The 21026-nt window shown below is 37.6% G+C and carries 18 protein-coding genes; 12 read left to right on the plus strand and 6 right to left on the minus strand.

Features of this window, described 5'->3' with window-relative positions; genetic code table 11:
* Positions 1-35: 35 nt before the first annotated feature.
* The 5 genes from ACH3PA_RS14680 to ACH3PA_RS14700 form a co-directional block, all read right to left on the minus strand.
* Positions 36-2450, minus strand: coding sequence for an alpha-ketoacid dehydrogenase subunit alpha/beta (locus tag ACH3PA_RS14680; RefSeq protein WP_416442858.1), 2415 nt, complete (start codon positions 2448-2450; stop codon positions 36-38).
* Positions 2451-2642: 192 nt separating this feature from the next.
* On the minus strand, positions 2643-5471 hold the full coding sequence (locus ACH3PA_RS14685; protein ID WP_416442856.1) for a metalloprotease: 2829 nt from the start codon (positions 5469-5471) through the stop codon (positions 2643-2645).
* 110 nt (positions 5472-5581) lie between these two features.
* Entirely contained in the window at positions 5582-6271 is a 690-nt protein-coding gene (locus tag ACH3PA_RS14690) for a TIGR00730 family Rossman fold protein (protein WP_416442854.1), read from the minus strand.
* Positions 6272-6320: 49 nt separating this feature from the next.
* The gene (gene uvrA / locus ACH3PA_RS14695) at positions 6321-9152 is read right to left on the minus strand and encodes an excinuclease ABC subunit UvrA (protein WP_416442852.1); all 2832 of its coding nucleotides are present in this window, start codon (positions 9150-9152) and stop codon (positions 6321-6323) included.
* A 141-nt stretch (positions 9153-9293) separates the two neighbouring features.
* Positions 9294-10370 carry a DNA topoisomerase IB gene (locus ACH3PA_RS14700; protein WP_416442850.1) on the minus strand — a complete coding sequence of 359 codons (1077 nt, stop codon included), beginning with the start codon at positions 10368-10370 and terminating at the stop codon, positions 9294-9296.
* A gap of 153 nt (positions 10371-10523) precedes the next feature.
* Here ACH3PA_RS14700 and msrB point away from each other — a divergent pair, with 153 nt between their 5' ends.
* Positions 10524-11039 (plus strand): peptide-methionine (R)-S-oxide reductase MsrB, encoded by a 516-nt coding sequence (gene msrB / locus ACH3PA_RS14705; RefSeq protein WP_416442848.1) that lies wholly within the window; start codon positions 10524-10526, stop codon positions 11037-11039.
* Between the two features lie 168 nt (positions 11040-11207).
* Here the strand turns inward: msrB and ACH3PA_RS14710 are convergent, their stop codons facing one another.
* The gene (locus ACH3PA_RS14710; RefSeq protein ID WP_416442846.1) at positions 11208-12293 is read right to left on the minus strand and encodes a M42 family metallopeptidase; all 1086 of its coding nucleotides are present in this window, start codon (positions 12291-12293) and stop codon (positions 11208-11210) included.
* A gap of 95 nt (positions 12294-12388) precedes the next feature.
* Here ACH3PA_RS14710 and ACH3PA_RS14715 point away from each other — a divergent pair, with 95 nt between their 5' ends.
* From ACH3PA_RS14715 to ACH3PA_RS14765, 11 genes are all read left to right on the plus strand, one after another.
* Entirely contained in the window at positions 12389-13096 is a 708-nt protein-coding gene (locus ACH3PA_RS14715; protein WP_416442844.1) for a DUF4294 domain-containing protein, read from the plus strand.
* Positions 13097-13105: 9 nt separating this feature from the next.
* On the plus strand, positions 13106-13252 hold the full coding sequence (locus ACH3PA_RS14720; protein WP_416442842.1) for a hypothetical protein: 147 nt from the start codon (positions 13106-13108) through the stop codon (positions 13250-13252).
* A gap of 58 nt (positions 13253-13310) precedes the next feature.
* A complete protein-coding gene (gene pyrR, locus ACH3PA_RS14725) occupies positions 13311-13850 on the plus strand; it encodes a bifunctional pyr operon transcriptional regulator/uracil phosphoribosyltransferase PyrR (RefSeq protein WP_416442840.1) in 540 nt (179 codons plus the stop codon).
* Positions 13851-13888: 38 nt separating this feature from the next.
* Positions 13889-14830: an aspartate carbamoyltransferase catalytic subunit gene (locus ACH3PA_RS14730; protein WP_416442838.1), complete on the plus strand. Its 942-nt coding sequence runs from the start codon at positions 13889-13891 to the stop codon at positions 14828-14830.
* The gene (locus tag ACH3PA_RS14735) at positions 14817-15152 is read left to right on the plus strand and encodes a ribonuclease Z (RefSeq protein ID WP_416442836.1); all 336 of its coding nucleotides are present in this window, start codon (positions 14817-14819) and stop codon (positions 15150-15152) included. The genes ACH3PA_RS14730 and ACH3PA_RS14735 overlap by 14 nt, the downstream gene beginning before the upstream one ends.
* Positions 15153-15267: 115 nt before the next feature.
* Positions 15268-16173, plus strand: coding sequence for a ribonuclease Z (locus tag ACH3PA_RS14740; protein WP_416442834.1), 906 nt, complete (start codon positions 15268-15270; stop codon positions 16171-16173).
* Between the two features lie 110 nt (positions 16174-16283).
* On the plus strand, positions 16284-16928 hold the full coding sequence (gene pdxH, locus ACH3PA_RS14745) for a pyridoxamine 5'-phosphate oxidase (protein ID WP_416442832.1): 645 nt from the start codon (positions 16284-16286) through the stop codon (positions 16926-16928).
* A gap of 11 nt (positions 16929-16939) precedes the next feature.
* Positions 16940-17425 carry a SixA phosphatase family protein gene (locus ACH3PA_RS14750; protein ID WP_416442830.1) on the plus strand — a complete coding sequence of 162 codons (486 nt, stop codon included), beginning with the start codon at positions 16940-16942 and terminating at the stop codon, positions 17423-17425.
* Positions 17426-19507 (plus strand): polyphosphate kinase 1, encoded by a 2082-nt coding sequence (gene ppk1 / locus ACH3PA_RS14755; RefSeq protein ID WP_416442828.1) that lies wholly within the window; start codon positions 17426-17428, stop codon positions 19505-19507.
* Positions 19504-20421, plus strand: a complete 918-nt coding sequence (locus tag ACH3PA_RS14760) for a Ppx/GppA phosphatase family protein (protein WP_416442826.1) — start codon at positions 19504-19506, stop codon at positions 20419-20421. The genes ppk1 and ACH3PA_RS14760 overlap by 4 nt, the downstream gene beginning before the upstream one ends.
* 162 nt (positions 20422-20583) lie before the next feature.
* Positions 20584-20994, plus strand: coding sequence for a hypothetical protein (locus tag ACH3PA_RS14765; protein WP_416442824.1), 411 nt, complete (start codon positions 20584-20586; stop codon positions 20992-20994).
* Positions 20995-21026 lie beyond the last annotated feature (32 nt).

A 21026-nucleotide genomic window follows, 5' to 3' on the forward strand; every position in this document is an offset into this window, starting at 1 on the left:
TTAGGGAGTTTTTTGTTTTTATAATACTTTAGAATCTAGCGAAGTTTAGGAAAATCTGAAGGATTAGCTTCTCGCATTACGTCGTAAACCTTTTCATAAATATCTTCGGCAGATGGTTTGCTAAAATAGTCACCGTCAGATCCATACGCGGGACGGTGTGGTTGAGCACTAAGTGTTTGTGGTGCGCTATCCAGATATTTAAAAGCTCCCTGCTTTTCGGTTACTTCTTGTAAGAGATAAGCAGAAGTACTTCCCGGCATATCTTCGTCGATAACCAGCAGGCGATTTGTTTTCTTAACGCTCTCAAGAGTATCATGATTAATATCGAAAGGCATTAAACTTTGGGCATCTATAACTTCGGCATTAATACCGGCGCTCATAAGTGCATTGGCAGCTTCCATGACGAGCCTAAGTGTGCTTCCGTATGAAAGTAATGTGATGTCAGTACCTTCTTTTATTATTTCAATTTGGCCTATAGGTGTTCTAAACTCACCCATGTTGGCTGGTAATTTCTCTTTAATTCTGTACCCGTTAAGACATTCAACTATAAGAGCGGGTTCATCGCTTTCTAACAGCGTGTTGTAAAAACCGGCGGCTTTTGTCATATTTCGCGGAGTGAGAATATAAATTCCACGTAGTAAATGAATAAGCGCACTCATTTGTGAACCACTATGCCAGATACCTTCTAATCTATGTCCACGTGTACGAACGATTAAAGGAGCGGTTTGTTTACCATGTGTGCGATATCTCAACGACGCCAGATCGTCGCTCAGGGTATGAATGGCATAAAGAATATAATCCAGATATTGTATTTCGGCGATAGGGCGCAAGCCACGTAAAGCCATACCAATTCCCTGACCTATAATTGTTGCTTCCCGTATACCCACATCTGCTACTCGTAAAGCACCATGCTTTTCCTGTAGACCTTCCAGACCCTGATTTACATCACCTATAGCACCAGAATCTTCACCAAAAATTAATGTTTTAGGATTATTTGATAGAATAGCATCAAAATTATCACGTAATACTATACGCGCGTCTACTTCTTGAGAGTCGTCATTATATACAGGTAAGACCTCTTTTATATTGGTAGCGCGGTTTTCAAGCTCACTATAAAGATGAGCACTATATTGTGGCTGGCAATTTGTTATATAATTTGTGATCCAGTTTTGTAGCTTGGTTTTTGCATCAAAATTCTCTTTGGTGAGAAATCGTAATATTTTTCTGGCAGCTATTAAAAGATCATTTTTAAGAGCGTCTTTTTCTTCTACTAAGGTGTTTTTTATCGGACTAATAAACTGCGTATTACTACTTTTATTTATTATCTCATCAATAAGTACTAGTAGCTTTTTCTTTTCTTCTTTTATAGGATTTATAAACGCTTCCCATGCTTTTCTCTTCCCCTCGCGAACATTGCGCTTTATATTCTTTTCTATTTCTGAAAGTTCCTCATTGGTAGCAATTTGATTTGCTATCATCCACTCTCGCATCTTAACATTACAATCGTATTGACGCTCCCATTCTAATCTGGAAGCACTCTTGTAGCGCTCATGCGATCCTGAAGTAGAGTGACCCTGTGGTTGCGTGAGTTCTTTCACATGCAGTAGAACGGGTACATGCTCATTGCGGGCAATAGCACCGGCTCTTTCAAAAGTTTCCACTAAAGTGGGATAATCCCAACCGTTTACTGTAATTATCTCATATCCGGCCTCATTTTCATTACGCTGAAAACCGCTGAGAATCTCAGATATATTTTCTTTTGTAGTCTGGTGTTTAGCATGCACAGAAATACCATATTCATCATCCCAAATAGAGATTACCATAGGTACCTGCAAGACGCCGGCCGCATTTATAGTTTCAAAAAATAATCCTTCGCTCGTACTGGCATTACCTATAGTACCCCAGGCTACCTCATTTCCTTTATCTGAAAGTCCTGTAGCATTTAAATTATTAGACGCATGTCTAAATATTTTTGAAGCTTGCGCCAGACCTAATAGTCTTGGCATTTGACCTGCTGTAGGAGAAATATCTGCACTACTGTTACGCTGATTCAATAGATTCTTCCAGGTACCGTCTTCATTAAAACTGTGGGTTATAAAATGCCCGCCCATTTGCTTACCGGCACTCATGGGATCGTGCTCTATACTAGTGTGAGCATACAGCCCTGCAAAGAAGTTTTCTATAGAATAGGCACCTATCGCCATCATAAATGTCTGGTCTCTGTAGTATCCTGAGCGCCAGTCGCCATTTTTAAAAGCTTTAGCCATTGCCAGCTGTGGTACTTCTTTACCATCGCCAAAAATGCCAAATTTTGCTTTGCCTGTAAGAACTTCACGACGGCCTAAAATACTGCATTCACGGCTCGTGACAGCGATCTTATAATCTTCAAGGACGGTTACCTTAAAATCTTCATAAGAGAGTTGCGTGAGGGAATCAGATTTTATAGCCATAGTTTAGAAAGGTTGTTTGACAAAAATAGACAAAATTCACTTGACAAACAATGCTCTGAAAAATAAGGAAAGTATCAAAATCGCAATTTTTAGCCTTAAAATCGGCTTTTTGATACTAAAAGTAGATTTTGATTTATTTTTATTAAATTAATCCTAATAACTTTTCGCGGAAGCTTATCTATTTCAATACAATCAATACCACTTTCTGGTAAATAGATTAAATAATGTTCTAAAACTAAGCGTCACAATAAACCTGATTTTCTGATCGTAATGGGGCTGGGCAATTTCCCATCCGTTTGAAGAATATACCGGGAAGAATAGCTCAAAATAATCTTCTACCAGCACGGCACGTACACCACTGTCATACGCAAACTTTGTGTTGAGCCCCTGATTATGGAGCAAACCTATATCGCCATAACCATGTATAAAATGCCATAAGGTTGTGCTGGTATTGGCTGTAAACATCCATTGATTTGCAAATGGCGTATCAAGAATAGATTTAAAACCACCTTCAGCAAGAATAAGCTGCTGGCTAAAGAGACCAGAACTTTCAGAACGACCGTAGTAATTATAGTCAAACATATAATCTGTAGGACGGTCTAATGCAAAACTGAAGTAATCACCATCATTACGGGTGTCATTGTATAAAAATGTACCGGCAAATATTCTCAAATCAAACTGCCTGTTGTTTAAGAAAACTTTTCTGTATTTAGCTGTAAATGAAAGTTTGCTAAACTTTTTTGCCAGTTGAAAATCTGTTTCCCAGTTAAAGGCATTTATTACACCGGGATTATTGTTTGAATATCTAATATTAAAGACATTATAGTCTGGATCATCGTTAGTAATGACATTAGACTTGTCTCTGTTTACATTTACATTTCTAAGCGTTAAAGACTGACTTTTGTCTGATCTTAAATCATCAGTACGAAAACCAAATGTGATAAAGGGCGTATATTTTGTGTAAAAAGCATCTGGCGCATAAGAGAAGGTATTCCCTGAGAATCCATAACGTATCGCATACAAATTACCCTCTTCTATATTTTGCGTATAGGTGAAGCCCAGACCACCAATTATGGCTTTTGACTTTAAACCGTATTGAGGCTCTATTTTATAACTAAATGGTTTAGAAAGAAGCGTTTTATTATACATTTTTGCTCCAATTGTAAGACCATCATACAGGTTATATTCAAAAACCGGCATAAAGAAAACCTGATTTTTAGCAGGGTTCTCGATATCCTGAAATAACTTAAATTGAACCGGTTTATTAAAACCGATGAAAGGATTAACCTTTCTGTAATTATTACGCCTGTTATACTCAGGGACGATGCCTTTTACGTTGAGAGCAACCCGATCTGCACTATCTGCCGCTATAGTAACTTTTTTTAGATTTTTAAAACCATCTACCCATTGTTGAGAAACAACGCTGTCTCCTTTAAGCCCGTACAAAGAAATAGGCATTTGGGAGTTGCGCTTATTTTTTAAGGTGACAACAAGAGAGTCACCTTTTTTGTACGCATTCTGTATCTTATAATCTATTTTCTTACGTGTACTTACATAGTCACCAAAGAACCATTCAAGATCCTTTCCTGATCTGTTTTCTATTAGTTTCCTAAAATCTTCAGATGATGTTAGTTTTAATTTATTGTCATTGTAAAAATCGGCAATAGATCGATCCACAAGATCACTGTTAAGATATTTTGAGAGGTAATGAAAGCCGCTGCCTGCCTTATATTTATTGGCTATATTTTTATTGAATTTTATAAGAGAATCGTAAGGTTTAGAAAGCGCCTGGTCAAGATTAAGACGCGCCATGTGTATATAAAGTAAATTGTACTGATCGTTAAATTCTAATTGTGATGCGTCAAATTTACTTGCCAGCCAAGACTTCTCCAGACTTCCAAAGGCTTTGAGGTTAGGATAATATCTATCCATATATTCCATCATAAGATAGGTCTTGATCCCGTCTGTGACCCATCTGTCTGTACGAGGATTTACATAAAGCGTATTGTCTACATAATTGCTTATGCTGGTTTTTAATATTTTAAGTTCATACTGAAAACCATCTGGAAAAGGCCTAATAAAATCGGGAAGTTGATTAAGACCATACACAGGATTCTCCTTGTAATCAATTTCGGTGATCAATAATTTGTCAAAAGGGTTGGGGCCCAGTTTGTCGTTGAGATATCTTACAATTCTATCTGCAATTATAGCTCTGCTGGGAGCAATTACTTTATTATCGTAAATGTTGCTTATTAGCGAAAGATCTTCCGTTTTAAAAGTCTCGAAATTTGAAATCTTTTTCAGGAAAATTCGCGCGCTATTTCTGGAAGTACCAGTCAATTTTATAACAGATTCGGCCGATTTTTGAGTCTGTAGGGCGGTTTTTTCAAGGTCTGTAGTTACCTCATAACCTTGCGGAAGATTAAAAGTAATGTCAAAATTAGTTGGCGCAGTGTAAAGATCATTTAGGTTTTTATTGCTGTAATATTCCCATTTGCCATCATAGACCGCCGGGCTCAAATACCAGAACCGTAAATTAAAATCACCATTAGGTAACGCGCCATATTCAGTAAAACGGGCATCTGGCAATTTAAGATCATAAAAGATATTGAGCTTATACTCCTGCCTGGGATAGACAGGGTTGCGCAATTGTACTCTTACAATATCTATGGCGTCATCAAGTCTGTGATAATCAAGAAAGCTAAACTTACTATCTGAGATTGATTTTATGGTTGTGCTCCCGCGCTCTTCATTTTTTGCAAGGTGAAATTTACGATCATAATTTTCAGCAAAACGTTTTGCCAGCGCAGATTGTTTAGATGAAAAACTGTTTGCCCAGTCATTAAAATACAATTGGTTAAGCGTATCATTTGTAGTATTTACAAATACTACTTCTTCCTGTACACGTATCGTTTTCGCGGAAGCGTTTAACTTAGCATGTATTGTAATGCGGTTCTGGCTCCATGCAGGATTAGCACAGAGCAGAAGGCATAAAACATAGAAGGACAAGTACTTGCTCAATCCTTTATATTTAGAAAATTAATAGGGAAAACGGGCATCAAAAAGAATTGAGAGATCATCTTTAATATCTAACGTAAAATTGAAGTAACCGGATTGGTAATTATCTTTTATTAGAAATTAGGACTAAGTTCATATTCTGAATAGAACTCATTAAGAACGTCAATAACTTCATCTGGAGTATCTACAAGATGAATAAGATCAACGTCTGCATCACTAATATTTGCAAAACTGTCAAGAAGTGTAGTGCGTATCCAGCCCAGCAGGTCTTTCCAGAAATCTGTACCTACTAAAATAATAGGAAATTTATCGATCTTTCTTGTCTGTATAAGCGTAATAGCTTCAAAAAGCTCGTCTAGCGTGCCAAAACCTCCCGGCATGACCACAAAACCTTGCGAGTATTTTACAAACATTACTTTGCGCACAAAGAAATAGTCAAAGTCAATACTCTTGTCACTGTCAATATAAGGGTTGTCATGTTGCTCAAATGGCAATTCTATATTTAGACCTACAGATGTACCACCTGCCAGATGTGCGCCTTTATTACCGGCTTCCATAATACCGGGACCACCACCGGTTATAACACCGTAGCCATTATCTACTATCTTTTGTGCGATTTCTGATGCTAATTTGTAGTATTTCTGATCTGGTTTTGTGCGTGCGCTTCCAAAGATGGAAACACATGGCCCAATGCGGCTTAGTTTTTCAAATCCGCTAACAAATTCACCCATGATCTTGAATATTGCCCAAGAGTCATTGGTTTTAATCTCATTCCAACCTTTATGTTTATTCTCGTTTCTCATTATAAATTTTAACGTTACTAAAAAGCTTTTGGTGCGAAACCAAAACCGCCTAAATTAGTTCTTTTCTCAAAAACTGGGCGGTATAGCTCTTTTTATTTTTGCTTACTTCTTCCGGTGTTCCTTTTGCCACGACCTGCCCGCCATCTTTTCCGCCTTCGTATCCTATATCTATAATATAATCTGCCATTTTAATAACATCCATATTATGTTCTATGATCAACACTGTATTGCCTTTATTTACTAAACGATTAAGTACATCCATAAGTACGCGTACATCTTCAAAATGTAAACCGGTTGTAGGTTCATCGAGTATATAGAAAGTGTTTCCTGTGTCACGTTTAGATAATTCTGTAGCGAGTTTTATACGCTGCGCTTCACCGCCCGAAAGTGTTGTAGATTGTTGACCAAGGGTAATATAACCCAGCCCCACATCTTTTATAGTTTTTACCTTTCTGTATATTTTGGGAATATGCTCAAAAAACTCAACGCACTCATTTATGGTCATCTCAAGCACATCTGATATTGATTTGCCCTTATACCGTATCTCAAGAGTCTCTCTGTTAAAACGCTTACCCTGGCAAGTCTCACACTCTACATAAACATCTGGTAAGAAGTTCATCTCGATCACACGCAGACCACCACCTTTACAGGTCTCGCAACGCCCGCCGGCAACATTAAAACTAAATCTACCCGGTTTATACCCGCGTATCATAGCTTCCGGAATCTTTGCAAATAGACTGCGTATCTCACTAAAAACGCCTGTATAAGTAGCAGGATTTGAGCGTGGCGTACGGCCAATTGGCGATTGATTAATATCAATTACTTTATCGCAATTATCAAGCCCTTTAATAGATTTATAAGGCTGCGGAGTTTTTACACCATTAAAATAATGCGCATTCATTATAGGATAAAGCGTCTCATTGATGAGCGTTGACTTACCACTGCCAGAAACACCGCTTACAACTATCATTTTACCTAACGGAAGTTTAATATTTACGTTCTTCAGGTTATTACCAGTTGCACCTTTAAGTACGATCTCCTTACCGTTGCCTGCTCTTCTTTTTTCGGGAATGGCAATCTCCTTTTCTCCATTAAGATACTGGGCGGTTAATGTATGGTGCTTAAAGAGTTCTTCCGGCGTTCCCTCGCTAATAATCTCACCACCGTGTTTACCAGCTCGTGGCCCTATATCTATAACATGATCTGCACGTAAGATCATATCTTTATCGTGTTCTACCACTAGTACAGAATTCCCTATATCTCTTAATGAAACCAGTGAATTGATCAATTTCTCGTTATCACGTTGATGCAAGCCTATACTTGGTTCATCGAGAATGTACAAAACTCCTACAAGTTGTGAACCTATTTGTGTAGCTAAACGTATACGCTGCGCTTCACCACCAGACAGCGATTTAGAACTTCTGTTAAGAGAAAGGTAGGTAAGACCCACATCTACAAGAAATTGAATGCGAGCATTTATTTCTTTAATGATTTCTTCACCTATTGCAATTTGCTTTTCACTCAGGCTTTTGGGCAAAACCTTAAACCAATCTGCAAGCTCAAGAATATCCATCTGAGCCAGTTCTGCAATACTTTTTTCGTTTACACGAAAGTAAAGCGATTCTTTACGTAGCCGCGTGCCATGACATTCTGGGCAATCAATCTTATCCATATAGGCTTTTGCCCATCTCTTTAAGGAAGCAGAATCATTATTGTGAAAAGTATTTTCTATAAAATTAGCAATACCTTCAAAATCTATCTTGTAATCACGTGTAATACCAAGGGTTTTTGACTCGACTGAGAATTTCTCCTTGCCACCATAAAGAATCATTTCTATAGCATCTTTAGAAAGCTCAGAAATAGGATCACTCAATTTAAAATCAAACCTCTGGGCAATTATCTCAAGTTGCTTAAAAACCCAATTGCTTTTTTGCGGGCCTTGTGGTTCAAGACCACCGGCCTTTATAGACTTAGATTTATCTGGTATTATTTTATCAGGATTTACTACTTGTAACTGGCCAATACCGTTACATTTAGAACAAGCTCCTTTAGGAGAATTAAATGAAAAGTTATTAGGTTCAGGATTAGGATATGAAATTCCGGATGTAGGACACATTAAACTTCTGCTAAAATATCTCGCTTCCTGAGTATCCTGGTCAAGAACCATCAAAACGTCATCACCATGATACATGGCAGTGTTTATAGTTTCAAGCAATCTTTTTGCGATATCCTGACTTTCTTCAATTTTTAACCGGTCTATCACGATCTCTATGTCGTGTGTTTTGTACCGGTCTATTTTCATTCCTTTTACTATATCTCGCACCTCGCCATCTACCCGCACCTTTACAAAACCCTGTTTTGCGATCTGTTCAAAAAGTTCGCGGTAATGCCCTTTACGGCTTCTTACAATAGGAGCAAGAATGTTGATGCGTTTGTTTGTAAAATCTGAAATGATAAGATCTTTAATTTGCTCGTCGCTGTAGCTTACCATTTTATCACCGGTGACATAACTATAAGCATCACTGGCTCGCGCGTAGAGCAAACGCAGGAAATCATAAATCTCTGTAATTGTTCCCACCGTAGACCGCGGACTCTTACTTGTTGTTTTTTGTTCTATCGCAATAACGGGTGACAGACCCTGAATCTTATCAACGTCAGGTCGTTCAAGACCACCTAAAAATTGACGGGCATATGCCGAAAAAGTTTCAATGTAGCGACGCTGTCCTTCTGCGTAAATAGTATCGAAAGCCAAGGAGCTTTTACCACTGCCTGAAAGGCCGGTAATAACAACTAATTTTTCGCGGGGAATTTTTACATCTATGTTTTTAAGGTTATGCACACGAGCGCCATAAACCTCAATATATTCTTGTGTTTCTGCCATTTTTTTTACCAAGCTGCAAAGGTACTTAATTAGGTGAAAAATAGAAAGGTGACCAGTAATGAATAACCGTTATATAAAACTTAAAATTGGAGCTTCTCAGCAAATTTTAGATTTATATAAGACAGCTCTTTTTTTGCAGGATTAAAACTCTACTTCATAATTAGAGAGCATCTCTGCAATGACTTTTTCGGTTTGAGAGAGTAAGTCTGTTTTTTTCTGTTTTATGGTTTCTACCTTTTTAAAATAAGGAACTATACTTCCGCTGGCGTAGCTCTCTACAATAGCCGGGTGTACATAATAGCTCCTACAGACTGCGCGTGTATTTCCCAAGCCTGCTGCCGCAGCGTCATACGCGGTAAGGATGTTTTTAGCATTTGCTTTTTCATCTGCAATGTATCCGCTTTCGCGTAAGCTTTCAAAGAAAATTTTTGTGGCGCCCCAGGTTCTAAAATCCTTAGCAGAAAAGAGATCGCCGCTTATCTCATGTATATAATCGTTTACCATGCCACTGTCTATAGTATGCTTGTTACCGCGGTCGTCGTAGTATTTAAAGAGTTCCCAGCCCGGGATTTCCTCACATCTGTTTACCAGTTTTATAAGTTTTTTATCTGTAATCGTGATATCGTGCTCTTTACTTTTTTTGCCTACAAATTTAAAACGCATGTTCTGCGCGGTAGTTTTCACATGGCGCGTGCGTAGTGTTGAAAGTCCGTAGGTTTTATTGCGTCTGGCATAACACTCATTACCTATACGTATGTGAGTTTCTTCCATAAGGCGAATGACAAGAGCAAGTACTTTGCGCCGGGTCATTTCTTCACCGTCAAGATCAAGATCTACCTGTTTGCGTATTTGCGGCAAAATATTAGCAAAAGACGCCATTTTAAAGAACTTGGTCTCATTGCGTAGTTTGTTCCATACATCGTGATAGAGATAAACTTTACGATTTTTTTCATCACGTCCTACAGCTTGCAGATGCCCGTTCTCAGGTTCGGCTATGCGTACATCTTCCCAGCCCGGCGGAATCACTAATTTATGTATGCGATTGAGTAATTTTTTAGTTTTAACCGGTTTTCCGTTTTTGTCATAAGAAAAGCCGTTTTTATCCCTTTTACGGGTGATTTTTAAATTTTCGCTAGTAACGTAAATGAGATCTGCGAGGCGGGCCGCTTCTTCCGGGCTCGATAAGATTTCCTCAAGATTTTCTTCAGAAATGGTCATAATCCAAATTTAGGCTGAAGTATGACAGATATATGATAAGGAAATATTAAATGTCTAAAAATAGAGCAAAGCTGCTGTAAATTTGTGAACCAGGAAAGGAAACCGCTGTCTCTACGACTCAATAAATGTGGGTTTCCACCAAAAAAATAGAAAATGAAAAAGTATATCACAAGATCAACATTAATAGCTGCTGTCTTTTTAATCAGCCTTTCTCAGGTTTCTTGTCAAAACAGCGACAAGAAAAGTGATGGTAATGAAGTAGCACTTCCTACAGATTATCCTGAAGGCAAATCTCCTGAAGTCTGGAAAGAAAAATTAACTGATGATCAATATGAGATCATGGTTAAAAAAGGAACTGAGCCACCTTTTAGAAATATGTATTATGACAATCACGAGAAGGGAATTTATGTAAGCGCGGCAACCGGCGAACCATTATTTAGTTCTGAAGATAAATTTGACTCTGGTACGGGCTGGCCTGCATTCTCAGAACCAATGGATGATGATGCTGTGATCTGGGTAAAAGATAACAGTCATGGTATGAGCAGAGACGAGGTGATAGAAAAATCTACAGGATTGCATTTAGGTCATGTTTTTAACGATGGCCCGGCACCTACAAATTTGAGATATTGTATTAATTCTGCAGCAATGAAGTTTGTGAAGCAGGATTAGATAAGACTTTTGTAAATCATAAAAAAAGCCCGAACAGAATTCTGTTCGGGCTTTTTGTTTTATCTGAATTTTAATCCTTCGGCTTTTCGTCACCCTGAATTTATTCAGGGTCGCACTAAGAAAAGTTTGATGCGATGCTGAAACGAGTTCAGCATGACAATAATTTAATTAGTCGAAATAGCTAAAAGTCTCACCTTCTTTAATACTTAGAACGCTTTCATAAATAAGTTTGATCACATTCTCAACATCTTCACGGTGCACCATTTCTACAGTTGTGTGCATGTAGCGCAACGGTAAACTAATTAAAGCTGAAGCTACACCACCATTGCTGTATGCAAAAGCGTCTGTATCTGTACCAGTAGCACGACTGCTGGCAGCACGCTGAAAAGGTATTTTTTTGTCTTCTGCAGTATCAATTATAAGATCGCGTAGCTTTTGCTGTATTGCCGGCGCGTAAGAAATAACAGGACCTTTACCTATTTCGGCCAGACCGTTAGTTTTCTTTTCTATCATTGGTGTTGTTGTATCATGCGTAACATCTGTCACAATAGCAACATTAGGTTTAATACGGTGTGTGATCATTTCTGCACCACGTAAACCAATTTCTTCCTGTACAGAGTTTACAACATATAGCCCAAAATCAAGCTTTTTGTCACCTTCCTTTAAAAGTCGAGCAACTTCTGCAATCATAAAACCACCCATACGATTATCTAGTGCACGGCAAACAAATTTGTTCTCGTTAAGCACATGAAATGTATCTGGGTAGGTTATAACACAACCTACATGAACTCCTGCTTTTTCTACTTCTTCTTTTGTGCTACAACCTATATCGATAAAAATATTATCCAACTTAGGTGTTTCTTCTTTGCTTTTATCGCGAGTGTGAATCGCAGGCCAGCCAAAAACGCCCTTTACAATACCTTTTTTAGTATGGATGTTAACGATTTTTGAAGGTGCGATCTGGTGATCGCTTCCACCGTTGCGTATTACATAAATAAGGCCATTGTCTGTAATATAATTTACATACCAGGAGATCTCATCTGCGTGGCCTTCTATAACAACTTTATATTTTGCGTCAGGGTTAATGACTCCTACAGCTGTGCCGTATGTATCTGTGATAAATTCGTCAACATAAGGAGTAAGGTATTCCATCCATAATTTTTGTCCGCCCCATTCATATCCTGTGGGAGAAGCATTATTAAGATAGTTTTCAAGAAAGTCAAGTGACTTATCATTTAATATACTATTTGCCATAAAAATTCAATTTTCCACGAAAATAAGAATATTAAACTCAATCTAAGAGCGTTATTATGCGATTCGTTACTTTTGGAACAGTTTTCGCTTAAGCTATGAAAAAATTAAAAGTGAAATTCTGGTTACCCCTTTTTTTAATGGTACTTTCCTTTTCTGTGCACGCACAAGAGAAGCATAAGATTGATGCAGATAGTCTTGAATATCAATACTACATTATTGAAGGCGACACTGTACCTCGAGAATCTATCGATCTGGAAGAGGTTATCGTCTTTGGTAAACTAAAATTTAAAGATGATACTGAGCGAAGGCGCTATTTAATCCTGAGACGAAAAACACGTAAGGTTTATCCCTATGCAAAACTCGCTGCAGACAGACTGGTTGAACTCAACGCACGACTGGACAGTATGAAAAGCAACAGCGACAGGAGGCGTTACACGCGTATCATACAACGTTATGTGGAAGATGAGTTTACAGATGAACTGAAGAAACTTACACGCACAGAGGGGCAGATACTGGTTAAACTTATTCACCGCCAGACCGGTATTACCACATTTGATCTTATAAAAGAATTTCGCAGTGGATGGAAAGCTTTTTGGCTGAATACCACGGCGAGTTTATTTGATATTTCTTTGAAAGAAGAATTTGATCCCGTAAATGTGGAAGAAGACTATTATATAGAAGATATTTTGCAGCGTTCATTTCAGGAGCATATTTTAGAAAGTCAACCAAGCGCCTTAGATTATAGCTATCTGGAGCTGCATAATAAATGGACGATCCCGCCAGCTACACAAGGCGTAAAATAAATTTTTGTTATGCAAATGCCAGATCGCTCTGTTTTGTTAATGATAATTGCCGCAGCTATTACAATAATAGGATTAGTAACAGGCTGGTATTTCTTTATATTTCTCGTTTTTCCCTTTGGTTTAGGTATTTTTAATAGAAAAAATAAGGATGATTAACTATTTGCGGTAAGTATATTTCATTTTCCTTCATCAAAAAATATGTACATTTGCTACTATGAGCCAAAAAGTGTTGCTTAACGCTAAAGAAGTAAATATAATTCTCCACCGCCTGGCCTGTCAACTTATTGAAAATCATACTGACTTTAAAAATACTGTTTTAATAGGCATACAGCCACGAGGTATTTATGTGGCAGAACGCATAAAAAAGCTGCTGGAAGAAGAGTATAAAATACCCGATATTAGGCTTGGTTACCTCGATATTACCTTCTTTAGAGACGATTTTAGAAGAAGTGATAAACCACTTGAAGCAAACAGAACTAAGATCAATTTTGTTGTAGAAGATAAAAACGTGGTCTTTATGGATGACGTTCTTTATACGGGTAGAAGTATAAATGCTGCCCTTACTGCGCTGCAAAGTTTTGGCAGACCAAAAGCAGTAGAATTATTAACGCTCATAGACAGACGATTTAGCAGACACTTGCCCATACAACCCAATTATAAGGGCAGACAGGTAGATGCAATCAACGAAGAAAAAGTAAAAGTACAGTGGAAGGAAAAAGACGGTGAAGACAGTGTAATTGTACTAAAAGAGTAAGCATAACAAAAGGAATACCACAACTATAGCCAAACAGAATGAGCGAATTAAGTGTAAATCACTTATTAGGAATAAAATATATCAAGAGGGAAGATATAGATCTCATTTTTGAAACTGCAGATCATTTTAAGGAGGTTATAAACAGACCCATTAAAAAAGTCCCTTCTCTACGCGACATTACCATTGCTAACCTCTTTTTTGAAAACAGCACACGTACCAAACTTTCATTTGAGCTTGCAGAAAAACGTCTCAGTGCAGATGTGATCAACTTTTCTGCGGGAGCTTCATCAGTTAAAAAAGGAGAAACGCTTATTGATACTGTGAATAACATCCTGTCTATGAAAGTAGATATGGTTGTGATGCGGCATCCTAATCCGGGCGCTGGAGTATTTTTAAGTAAACATATTAAAGCCAGCATTGTTAATGCAGGTGATGGCGCGCATGAACACCCTACTCAGGCCTTGCTTGATTCATATTCTATAAGGGAAAAATTAGGCGAAGTGGCTGGTAAAAAAGTGGTCATTGTAGGCGATATTTTGCATAGCAGAGTGGCTTTATCAAATATCTTTGCACTAAAAATGTTGGGAGCAGAAGTAAAAGTCTGCGGTCCTAAAACACTTATTCCTAAATATATTGAATCTCTGGGAGTAGAAGTAGAGCTTAATCTAAGAAAAGCTTTAAACTGGTGCGATGTGGCAAATATGCTACGCGTTCAAAATGAACGAATGGATATTAGTTATTTTCCCAGTACCAGAGAGTATACGCAACAATATGGTTTAGACAGAGAGCTTCTTGAATCTTTAGATAAAGAGATCGTGGTCATGCACCCGGGGCCAATTAACAGAGGTGTAGAAATAACAAGTGACGTAGCAGATTCTGGGCAAGCCATAATCCTTAACCAAGTTGAAAATGGTGTTGCTATACGTATGGCAGTAATATATTTATTAGCTTCAAAAATTAAGCATAATGCAGGTAGATAAAAAAGAGACCTATACTATTTTAGGTGATGAAGAAGACGGTGTTAAGGAATTTGCTTCCTTTTTAGAATTTGTTGTTCCTAAGTCTTTTTCAGATGAAAATCTGGTTATTGATCTTTTAAAATATGATGAGTTATCCCTGGAAGAATTGCTTTCTTTTCTGGTGATATCTAATAAGCAAAGAGCCAGTAAAAAGTCTTTTGTTATTGTTAATAAAGGTATTAAGATAGACGTTGTGCCAGAAGAAATTATGGTGGTCCCCACACTGCAGGAGGCGCATGATGTTATAGAACTTGAAGAAATACAGCGAGATCTAGGCTTTTAAAGCCTGTAATTGTGTTATTTAAACACGAAGGATATACTTGCGATTTTACAGCTTTATTTAAGTTAATAAGTAGTAACTTACATGATATTGCTATTGAAAGAAATTTTAGTTTAGAATGAAGCTCACCATCTTAGGTTGCTATGCGGCAACACCTCGCACACTCACAAATCCCACATCTCAGGTTCTAGAAATTAAAAATCATCTTTTTTTAATTGACTGTGGAGAAGGGACGCAGGTAGAGCTAAGGCGAAATAAGATTAAATTTTCACGCATAAAGCATATTTTCATTTCGCATCTGCATGGCGATCACTTCTTTGGTCTAGTAGGACTTATTTCTACATTTAGATTACTCAATCGCGAAAGTGAATTACATGTTTATGGGCCCAAAGGCATCAAGAAAGCGATAACGATTCAGCTTAAATTGTCTAATTCGTGGACTAATTACCCTTTGTACTTTCATGAGCTTGAGGGTACAGAACCACAGGTTTTATTTGAAGATAAAAACGTCACCGTAGAAACTATACCACTTAAGCACCGTATTTATGCAAATGGGTTTCTTTTTAAGGAAAAACCAGGCGAGCGTAAACTCAATATGAATACTGTTCTTAAATATAATATCGATGTGCTTTATTACCGAAAGATAAAAGCTGGTAAAGATATCAAGCTTGATGATGGGCGGATAATTCCTAATAGCGAACTAACATTTGATCCTGATCCTGCCAAGAGCTATGCTTTTTGCAGTGATACGATCTACAAGCCAGATAATATACCTCAGCTTGAAGGTGTGACCGCAATGTATCATGAGTCTACTTTTTTAGAATCACATGAACATCTGGCTCAGCCTACAGGTCACTCAACCGCAAGACAGGCCGGTATGATGGCAAAAGCAGCCGGTGTAGAAAATCTTATTCTGGGACATTATTCAACCAGATATCCAGATCTTACTTTATTTGGCAATGAAGCCAAAAAAGAGTTTGAACCTGTTTTGCTCGCAGATGACGGGAAGGTGTTTGAATTTTAATTTACCTAGTCAATATACAGCGCCGTACTATGTAAAATATCTTGTACTTAAGCTTTTTTAATTCTTGTGCTTTTTGTGCTTTCTTGTAAATTGCAGAGTAAATCATACTCATGGCAGAAGACTTAGGTAGTTATAGAAAATCATATGAGCGCAATTCTCTTACAATAGATGAAAGTGCGCAAGATCCTTTTGATCAGTTTAAAAAGTGGTTTAAAGAAGTAGAAGAATCTAAAGGAGTAGATGAAGTCAATGCGATGACCGTATCAACAATAGGTAAAGACGGTTTCCCTAAAAGCAGAGTTGTACTTTTAAAGGAATATGACAATGGAGGATTTGTTTTTTATACAAATTACAACAGTGAAAAAGGGGAAGCAATAGAAGCAAATCCTAATGTGTGTATTTCGTTTTTCTGGCCCAATTTAGAACGTCAGGTCATAATAAAAGGCAAAGCCCAGAAGGTACCACAAGAACAATCTGCAGAATATTTTCACTCGAGACCAAAGGGCAGTCAACTGGGAGCTATCGCTTCACCACAAAGTAAAGTGATCTCAGGAAGAGAATACTTGTCTGACAGGCTGAACGATCTTGAAGAAAAATATCGGGATAAAACAGTCCCAAAACCGGAAAATTGGGGTGGTTTTCGGGTAATACCCACAGAATTTGAATTCTGGCAGGGAAGGCCTAACAGGCTTCATGACAGGGTACATTATTACGTTGAAGGTAATTCCTGGAAGAGACAAACACTTGCTCCTTAAATATTTTTGATATGAAAACCTTATATCTAGTGCGTCACGCTAAATCCTCATGGGAATTTGATCTTGATGATCACCAGCGGCCTTTAAGTGATCGCGGACTTAAAGATGCACCGCTTGTGGCCAGTTATATTAAGTCTAAAATTGAGTTACCAGAAAAAATATTAAGTAGCGACGCTGTACGTGCAAAAACAACTGCTCTGCTTTATTTAAAGGAACTTGATATACCAGAAAATCAACTTATTTTAGAACCAAATCTTTACGATTTTAGTGGAAAAGGTTTAGATTCGGTTATTAGAAGCTGTGATAATGAAATAAGCAGATTAATGATATTTGGGCACAATCATGCAATGACCAATATTGTTAACAAATATGGCAGCAAGGCAATAGGGAATGTGTCAACGGCAGCTTTTACCGCTATAGATTTTGATACAGATGACTGGAGTACGATTGCTAAAGGAATTACTAGATATTACATAACACCTAAGGAATTGAAATAAATGAACACAGCAGGAGTAGAAACAGATGAAGATAAATACGTTAACCGTGAGATAAGCTGGCTGCATTTTAATGCCAGAGTACTTCAGGAAGCTGCAGATGAAACGGTTCCTTTAATAGAGAGGCTGCGGTTTGTAGGTATCTTTTCAAATAATCTTGACGAATTCTTTAAAGTGCGTTACGCCACTGTAAAGCGTATTGTAGAGGCAGGAAAAAAAGGGAGAAAAGCATTAGGTGTTTATGCAGCAGATGAGCTTCTTGAAAAAATAACAAAGATCGTTATCGAGCAACAGGCAGAAAGTCTTGAAATACTTGATGATATTCATACACGTCTTGAAGCCGAAAACCTGCTGGTTATTAAAGAAGATCAGGTTGTTCATCCTGAGCATACAGAGTTTATCAAGACTTTCTTTATGGAAAGAGTAAGTCCGGCGCTTGTTACCATCGTACTTAATGAAGATTTAGACTTACCGCGCATTCAGGATCTTGAAGCTTACCTTACCGTGAAAATGGAAAAAGAAGGCAAGGAGAAACCGCTTTATGCTTTAGTTGAGATACCAAGCACTTTAGATAGATTTGTTGTTTTGCCTAAAATAGGAGACAAGGATTACATCATGATTCTTGATGACCTTATCCGTTTTAATCTTGATGTGGTATTCAACATTTTTGACTACGATACAATTTCTGCACACATGATTAAGATCACCCGTGACGCAGAACTTGATATAGAATCTGATCTGGGAAAAAGTTTTATAGAGAAACTTTCGCGAAGCGTAAAAGACAGAGAAGATGCAGAACCGGTAAGGTTTGTACACGATCAGTCTATAGACGCATGTACATTAGCTTTTCTCCTTGATAAACTAAAAATTGAAAAATCTGATAGTATAATCCCAGGTGGTAGATATCATAACCGTAAAGATTATATGGATTTTCCCAGTCTGGGAAGAACAGATCTTTTATATGCAAAGCAAAAACCGCTTCCCATTAAAGGGATTAGCCTTAATGACAGTATTTTTGAAAAAGTAGCTGAGAAAGATTTCCTTCAGTTTGCTCCATATCACACTTTCGCTTACATCATAAAATTTCTACGTGAAGCCGCGCTTGATCCTACAGTGCTATCCATTAAGATCACTATTTATAGATTAGCTAAAGTAAGCCACATTGCAAGTGCACTTATCAATGCTGCAAAAAATGGAAAGGATGTTACTGTGCAAATAGAATTGCGTGCTCGTTTTGACGAAGAAAGCAATATGATGTATGCTAATAAGATGCAAGATGAGGGTATAAAAGTCATCTTTGGTGTTCCCGGTCTTAAAGTACACAGCAAAGTTTGTGTCATAGAACGCATGGAAGATGAAAGAATAAAGCGCTACGGCTTTATAAGTACCGGTAATTTTAACGGTGTTACAGCAAGAATTTACACAGATTATACCCTTTTTACGGCAGAGAAACACATTCTTAAGGATCTGGATAAACTATTCAATTTCTTCAACACTAATTATGTGGTTAATAAATACAGGCATCTTATTATATCACCGCATTATGCCCGTAACAGGTTTTACAGATTGATAGATAAGGAGATTGAAAAGGCAAAAAACGGCGGTACCGGTTTTATGCGTATCAAGATCAACAGTATGTCTAATTATGCGATCATTGATAAGTTGTATGAAGCCAGTCAGGCCGGTGTTAAGATCAACATGATCGTACGCGGTATCTGCTGTTTGATTCCGGGAGTTGAAGGATTGAGTGAGAATATAACTATAATAAGTGTGGTAGATAAATTTCTAGAACACCCACGGGTAATGATATTTGGTGAGCGAGGGGAAGAAGAGGTATATATTTCATCTTCAGACTGGATGACGCGTAATCTTGATAACAGGGTAGAAGTAACCTGCCCTATATATGATACAGATATTAAAAATGAAATTATAGAGACTTTTGAAATAAGTTGGGCAGATAATGTAAAGGCTCGTGAAATAACGCAATATCAGGACAACGCATATAGAAAAACTGATGGCCCCAGAGTGCGTTCTCAGTTTGCCACGTATGATTATTACCTCAAAAAACTAGGTTTTCTTCAATGATAAATATTCAAAAATACGGGGCTATAGATATAGGCTCTAATGCAGTGCGTCTTCTTGTAGCAAATGTTATTGAGGTTGATGGCAGAGAAACATTATTTCGTAAAAACGCCTTGGTTAGGGTGCCTATACGCCTGGGTGCAGATGTATTTAAGCAAAATAGAATTTCTGAAGAGAATATTGAGCGCATGATAGATACGATGCATGCCTTTAAGCTTTTAATGCAATCACACAAAGTGGTTTCTTATAAAGCCTGTGCTACATCTGCGATGCGTGAAGCTGAAAATGGAGCCGAAGTTGTAAAGCTCGTAAAAAAGAAAACCGGAGTTAAGATCGAAATTATAGATGGCAACGATGAAGCTGCCATTATAGCAAACACAGATATACGCTCTCTTATAGAGTCTGAAAAAACCTACCTATATGTTGACGTGGGCGGTGGTAGCACAGAGTTTACGTTGTACAGTGACGGTGCTGTTGTGGCTTCTCGTTCTTTTAAATTAGGAACAGTACGTCTTTTAGAAGGTCTTGTGGGTCACGCAGTTTGGGATGAGGTAGAGCAGTGGATCAAAACCGTGACTAAAGGTTATAGTCGCATTGATCTCATAGGTTCTGGCGGAAACATTAATAAAATCTTTAAATTAAGTGGTAAAAAGGATGGTAAACCGTTAAGTTATTTCTATCTGGTATCCTTTTATGAGTTTATGCAGTCGTATAGTTATGAGGAGCGAATTATAGAACTTGAACTTAATAATGACCGGGCAGATGTAATTATTCCTGCAACCAGAATTTATTTATCTGCGATGAAATGGAGCCGGGCTAAGAATATTCATGTTCCTAAAATCGGACTTTCAGACGGGATAATAAAATCGCTTTATTACGAGAAAAATCAGCTTAAAAGCGAAAAAATCGATAAGTAGGATCGAGAATTAATCTTTATTGATCTATAAAATTATTAATACGTAACAAGGCATATTTATATCAACTTCAATGACTATAACTTTACCTAAAACTGCAATTACTTTTTTCTTTACAATTTTACTTTCTACAGCGGTTATGGCTCAACAGTCTAAATCCTATAATTGAAACTGTATTTAAAATGTTCTGGTTGTAATTATGAGAATCACTTTAATTGTGATGCTGAAACGCGCGTAGAATATGCGATGAAGTATGGGAAGTATAAGCAACATAGTTGTACCCAATGTGGCAATGCAAATAGAGTAGCAGTGAATAATATTTATGCTAAAGAGTCTAAATGGGTTTATTTAATAGCTGGAAGTATCTTTTTGATGGGTTCGCTAGCCGGTTTGTATTTTTACATTGACATATTTAACCAAACCACGAGTGTTTTTGGCCTGTACGCTTCTGGGTTAATTCTGTTGATTCCTGTCTTTATTTATAATACTATGAACAAGGAAGATAGAGTGCGCGTGAGAACTTTCAATCAAACTTGTGTAAGAGAAGATACAGCTAATTCTAACTTGAAACATTAGAAAAATCGGTATAAATGATAAGAAAATCGGTT

It is taken from the genome of Leeuwenhoekiella sp. A2, assembly GCF_047946655.1.
Lineage (GTDB): Bacteria > Bacteroidota > Bacteroidia > Flavobacteriales > Flavobacteriaceae > Leeuwenhoekiella.

Bases quoted from the DNA above. Each gene is read 5' to 3' on its own strand.
- ACH3PA_RS14680 (WP_416442858.1), bottom strand. From the start codon at position 2,450: ATGGCTATAAAATCTGATTCCCTCACGCAACTCTCTTATGAAGATTTT.
- ACH3PA_RS14690 (WP_416442854.1), bottom strand. From the start codon at position 6,271: ATGAGAAACGAGAATAAACATAAAGGTTGGAATGAGATTAAAACCAAT.
- uvrA (WP_416442852.1), bottom strand. From the start codon at position 9,152: ATGGCAGAAACACAAGAATATATTGAGGTTTATGGCGCTCGTGTGCAT.
- ACH3PA_RS14700 (WP_416442850.1), bottom strand. From the start codon at position 10,370: ATGACCATTTCTGAAGAAAATCTTGAGGAAATCTTATCGAGCCCGGAA.
- msrB (WP_416442848.1), top strand. From the start codon at position 10,524: ATGAAAAAGTATATCACAAGATCAACATTAATAGCTGCTGTCTTTTTA.
- ACH3PA_RS14710 (WP_416442846.1), bottom strand. From the start codon at position 12,293: ATGGCAAATAGTATATTAAATGATAAGTCACTTGACTTTCTTGAAAAC.
- ACH3PA_RS14715 (WP_416442844.1), top strand. From the start codon at position 12,389: ATGAAAAAATTAAAAGTGAAATTCTGGTTACCCCTTTTTTTAATGGTA.
- ACH3PA_RS14720 (WP_416442842.1), top strand. From the start codon at position 13,106: ATGCAAATGCCAGATCGCTCTGTTTTGTTAATGATAATTGCCGCAGCT.
- pyrR (WP_416442840.1), top strand. From the start codon at position 13,311: ATGAGCCAAAAAGTGTTGCTTAACGCTAAAGAAGTAAATATAATTCTC.
- ACH3PA_RS14730 (WP_416442838.1), top strand. From the start codon at position 13,889: ATGAGCGAATTAAGTGTAAATCACTTATTAGGAATAAAATATATCAAG.
- ACH3PA_RS14735 (WP_416442836.1), top strand. From the start codon at position 14,817: ATGCAGGTAGATAAAAAAGAGACCTATACTATTTTAGGTGATGAAGAA.
- ACH3PA_RS14740 (WP_416442834.1), top strand. From the start codon at position 15,268: ATGAAGCTCACCATCTTAGGTTGCTATGCGGCAACACCTCGCACACTC.
- pdxH (WP_416442832.1), top strand. From the start codon at position 16,284: ATGGCAGAAGACTTAGGTAGTTATAGAAAATCATATGAGCGCAATTCT.
- ACH3PA_RS14750 (WP_416442830.1), top strand. From the start codon at position 16,940: ATGAAAACCTTATATCTAGTGCGTCACGCTAAATCCTCATGGGAATTT.
- ppk1 (WP_416442828.1), top strand. From the start codon at position 17,426: ATGAACACAGCAGGAGTAGAAACAGATGAAGATAAATACGTTAACCGT.
- ACH3PA_RS14760 (WP_416442826.1), top strand. From the start codon at position 19,504: ATGATAAATATTCAAAAATACGGGGCTATAGATATAGGCTCTAATGCA.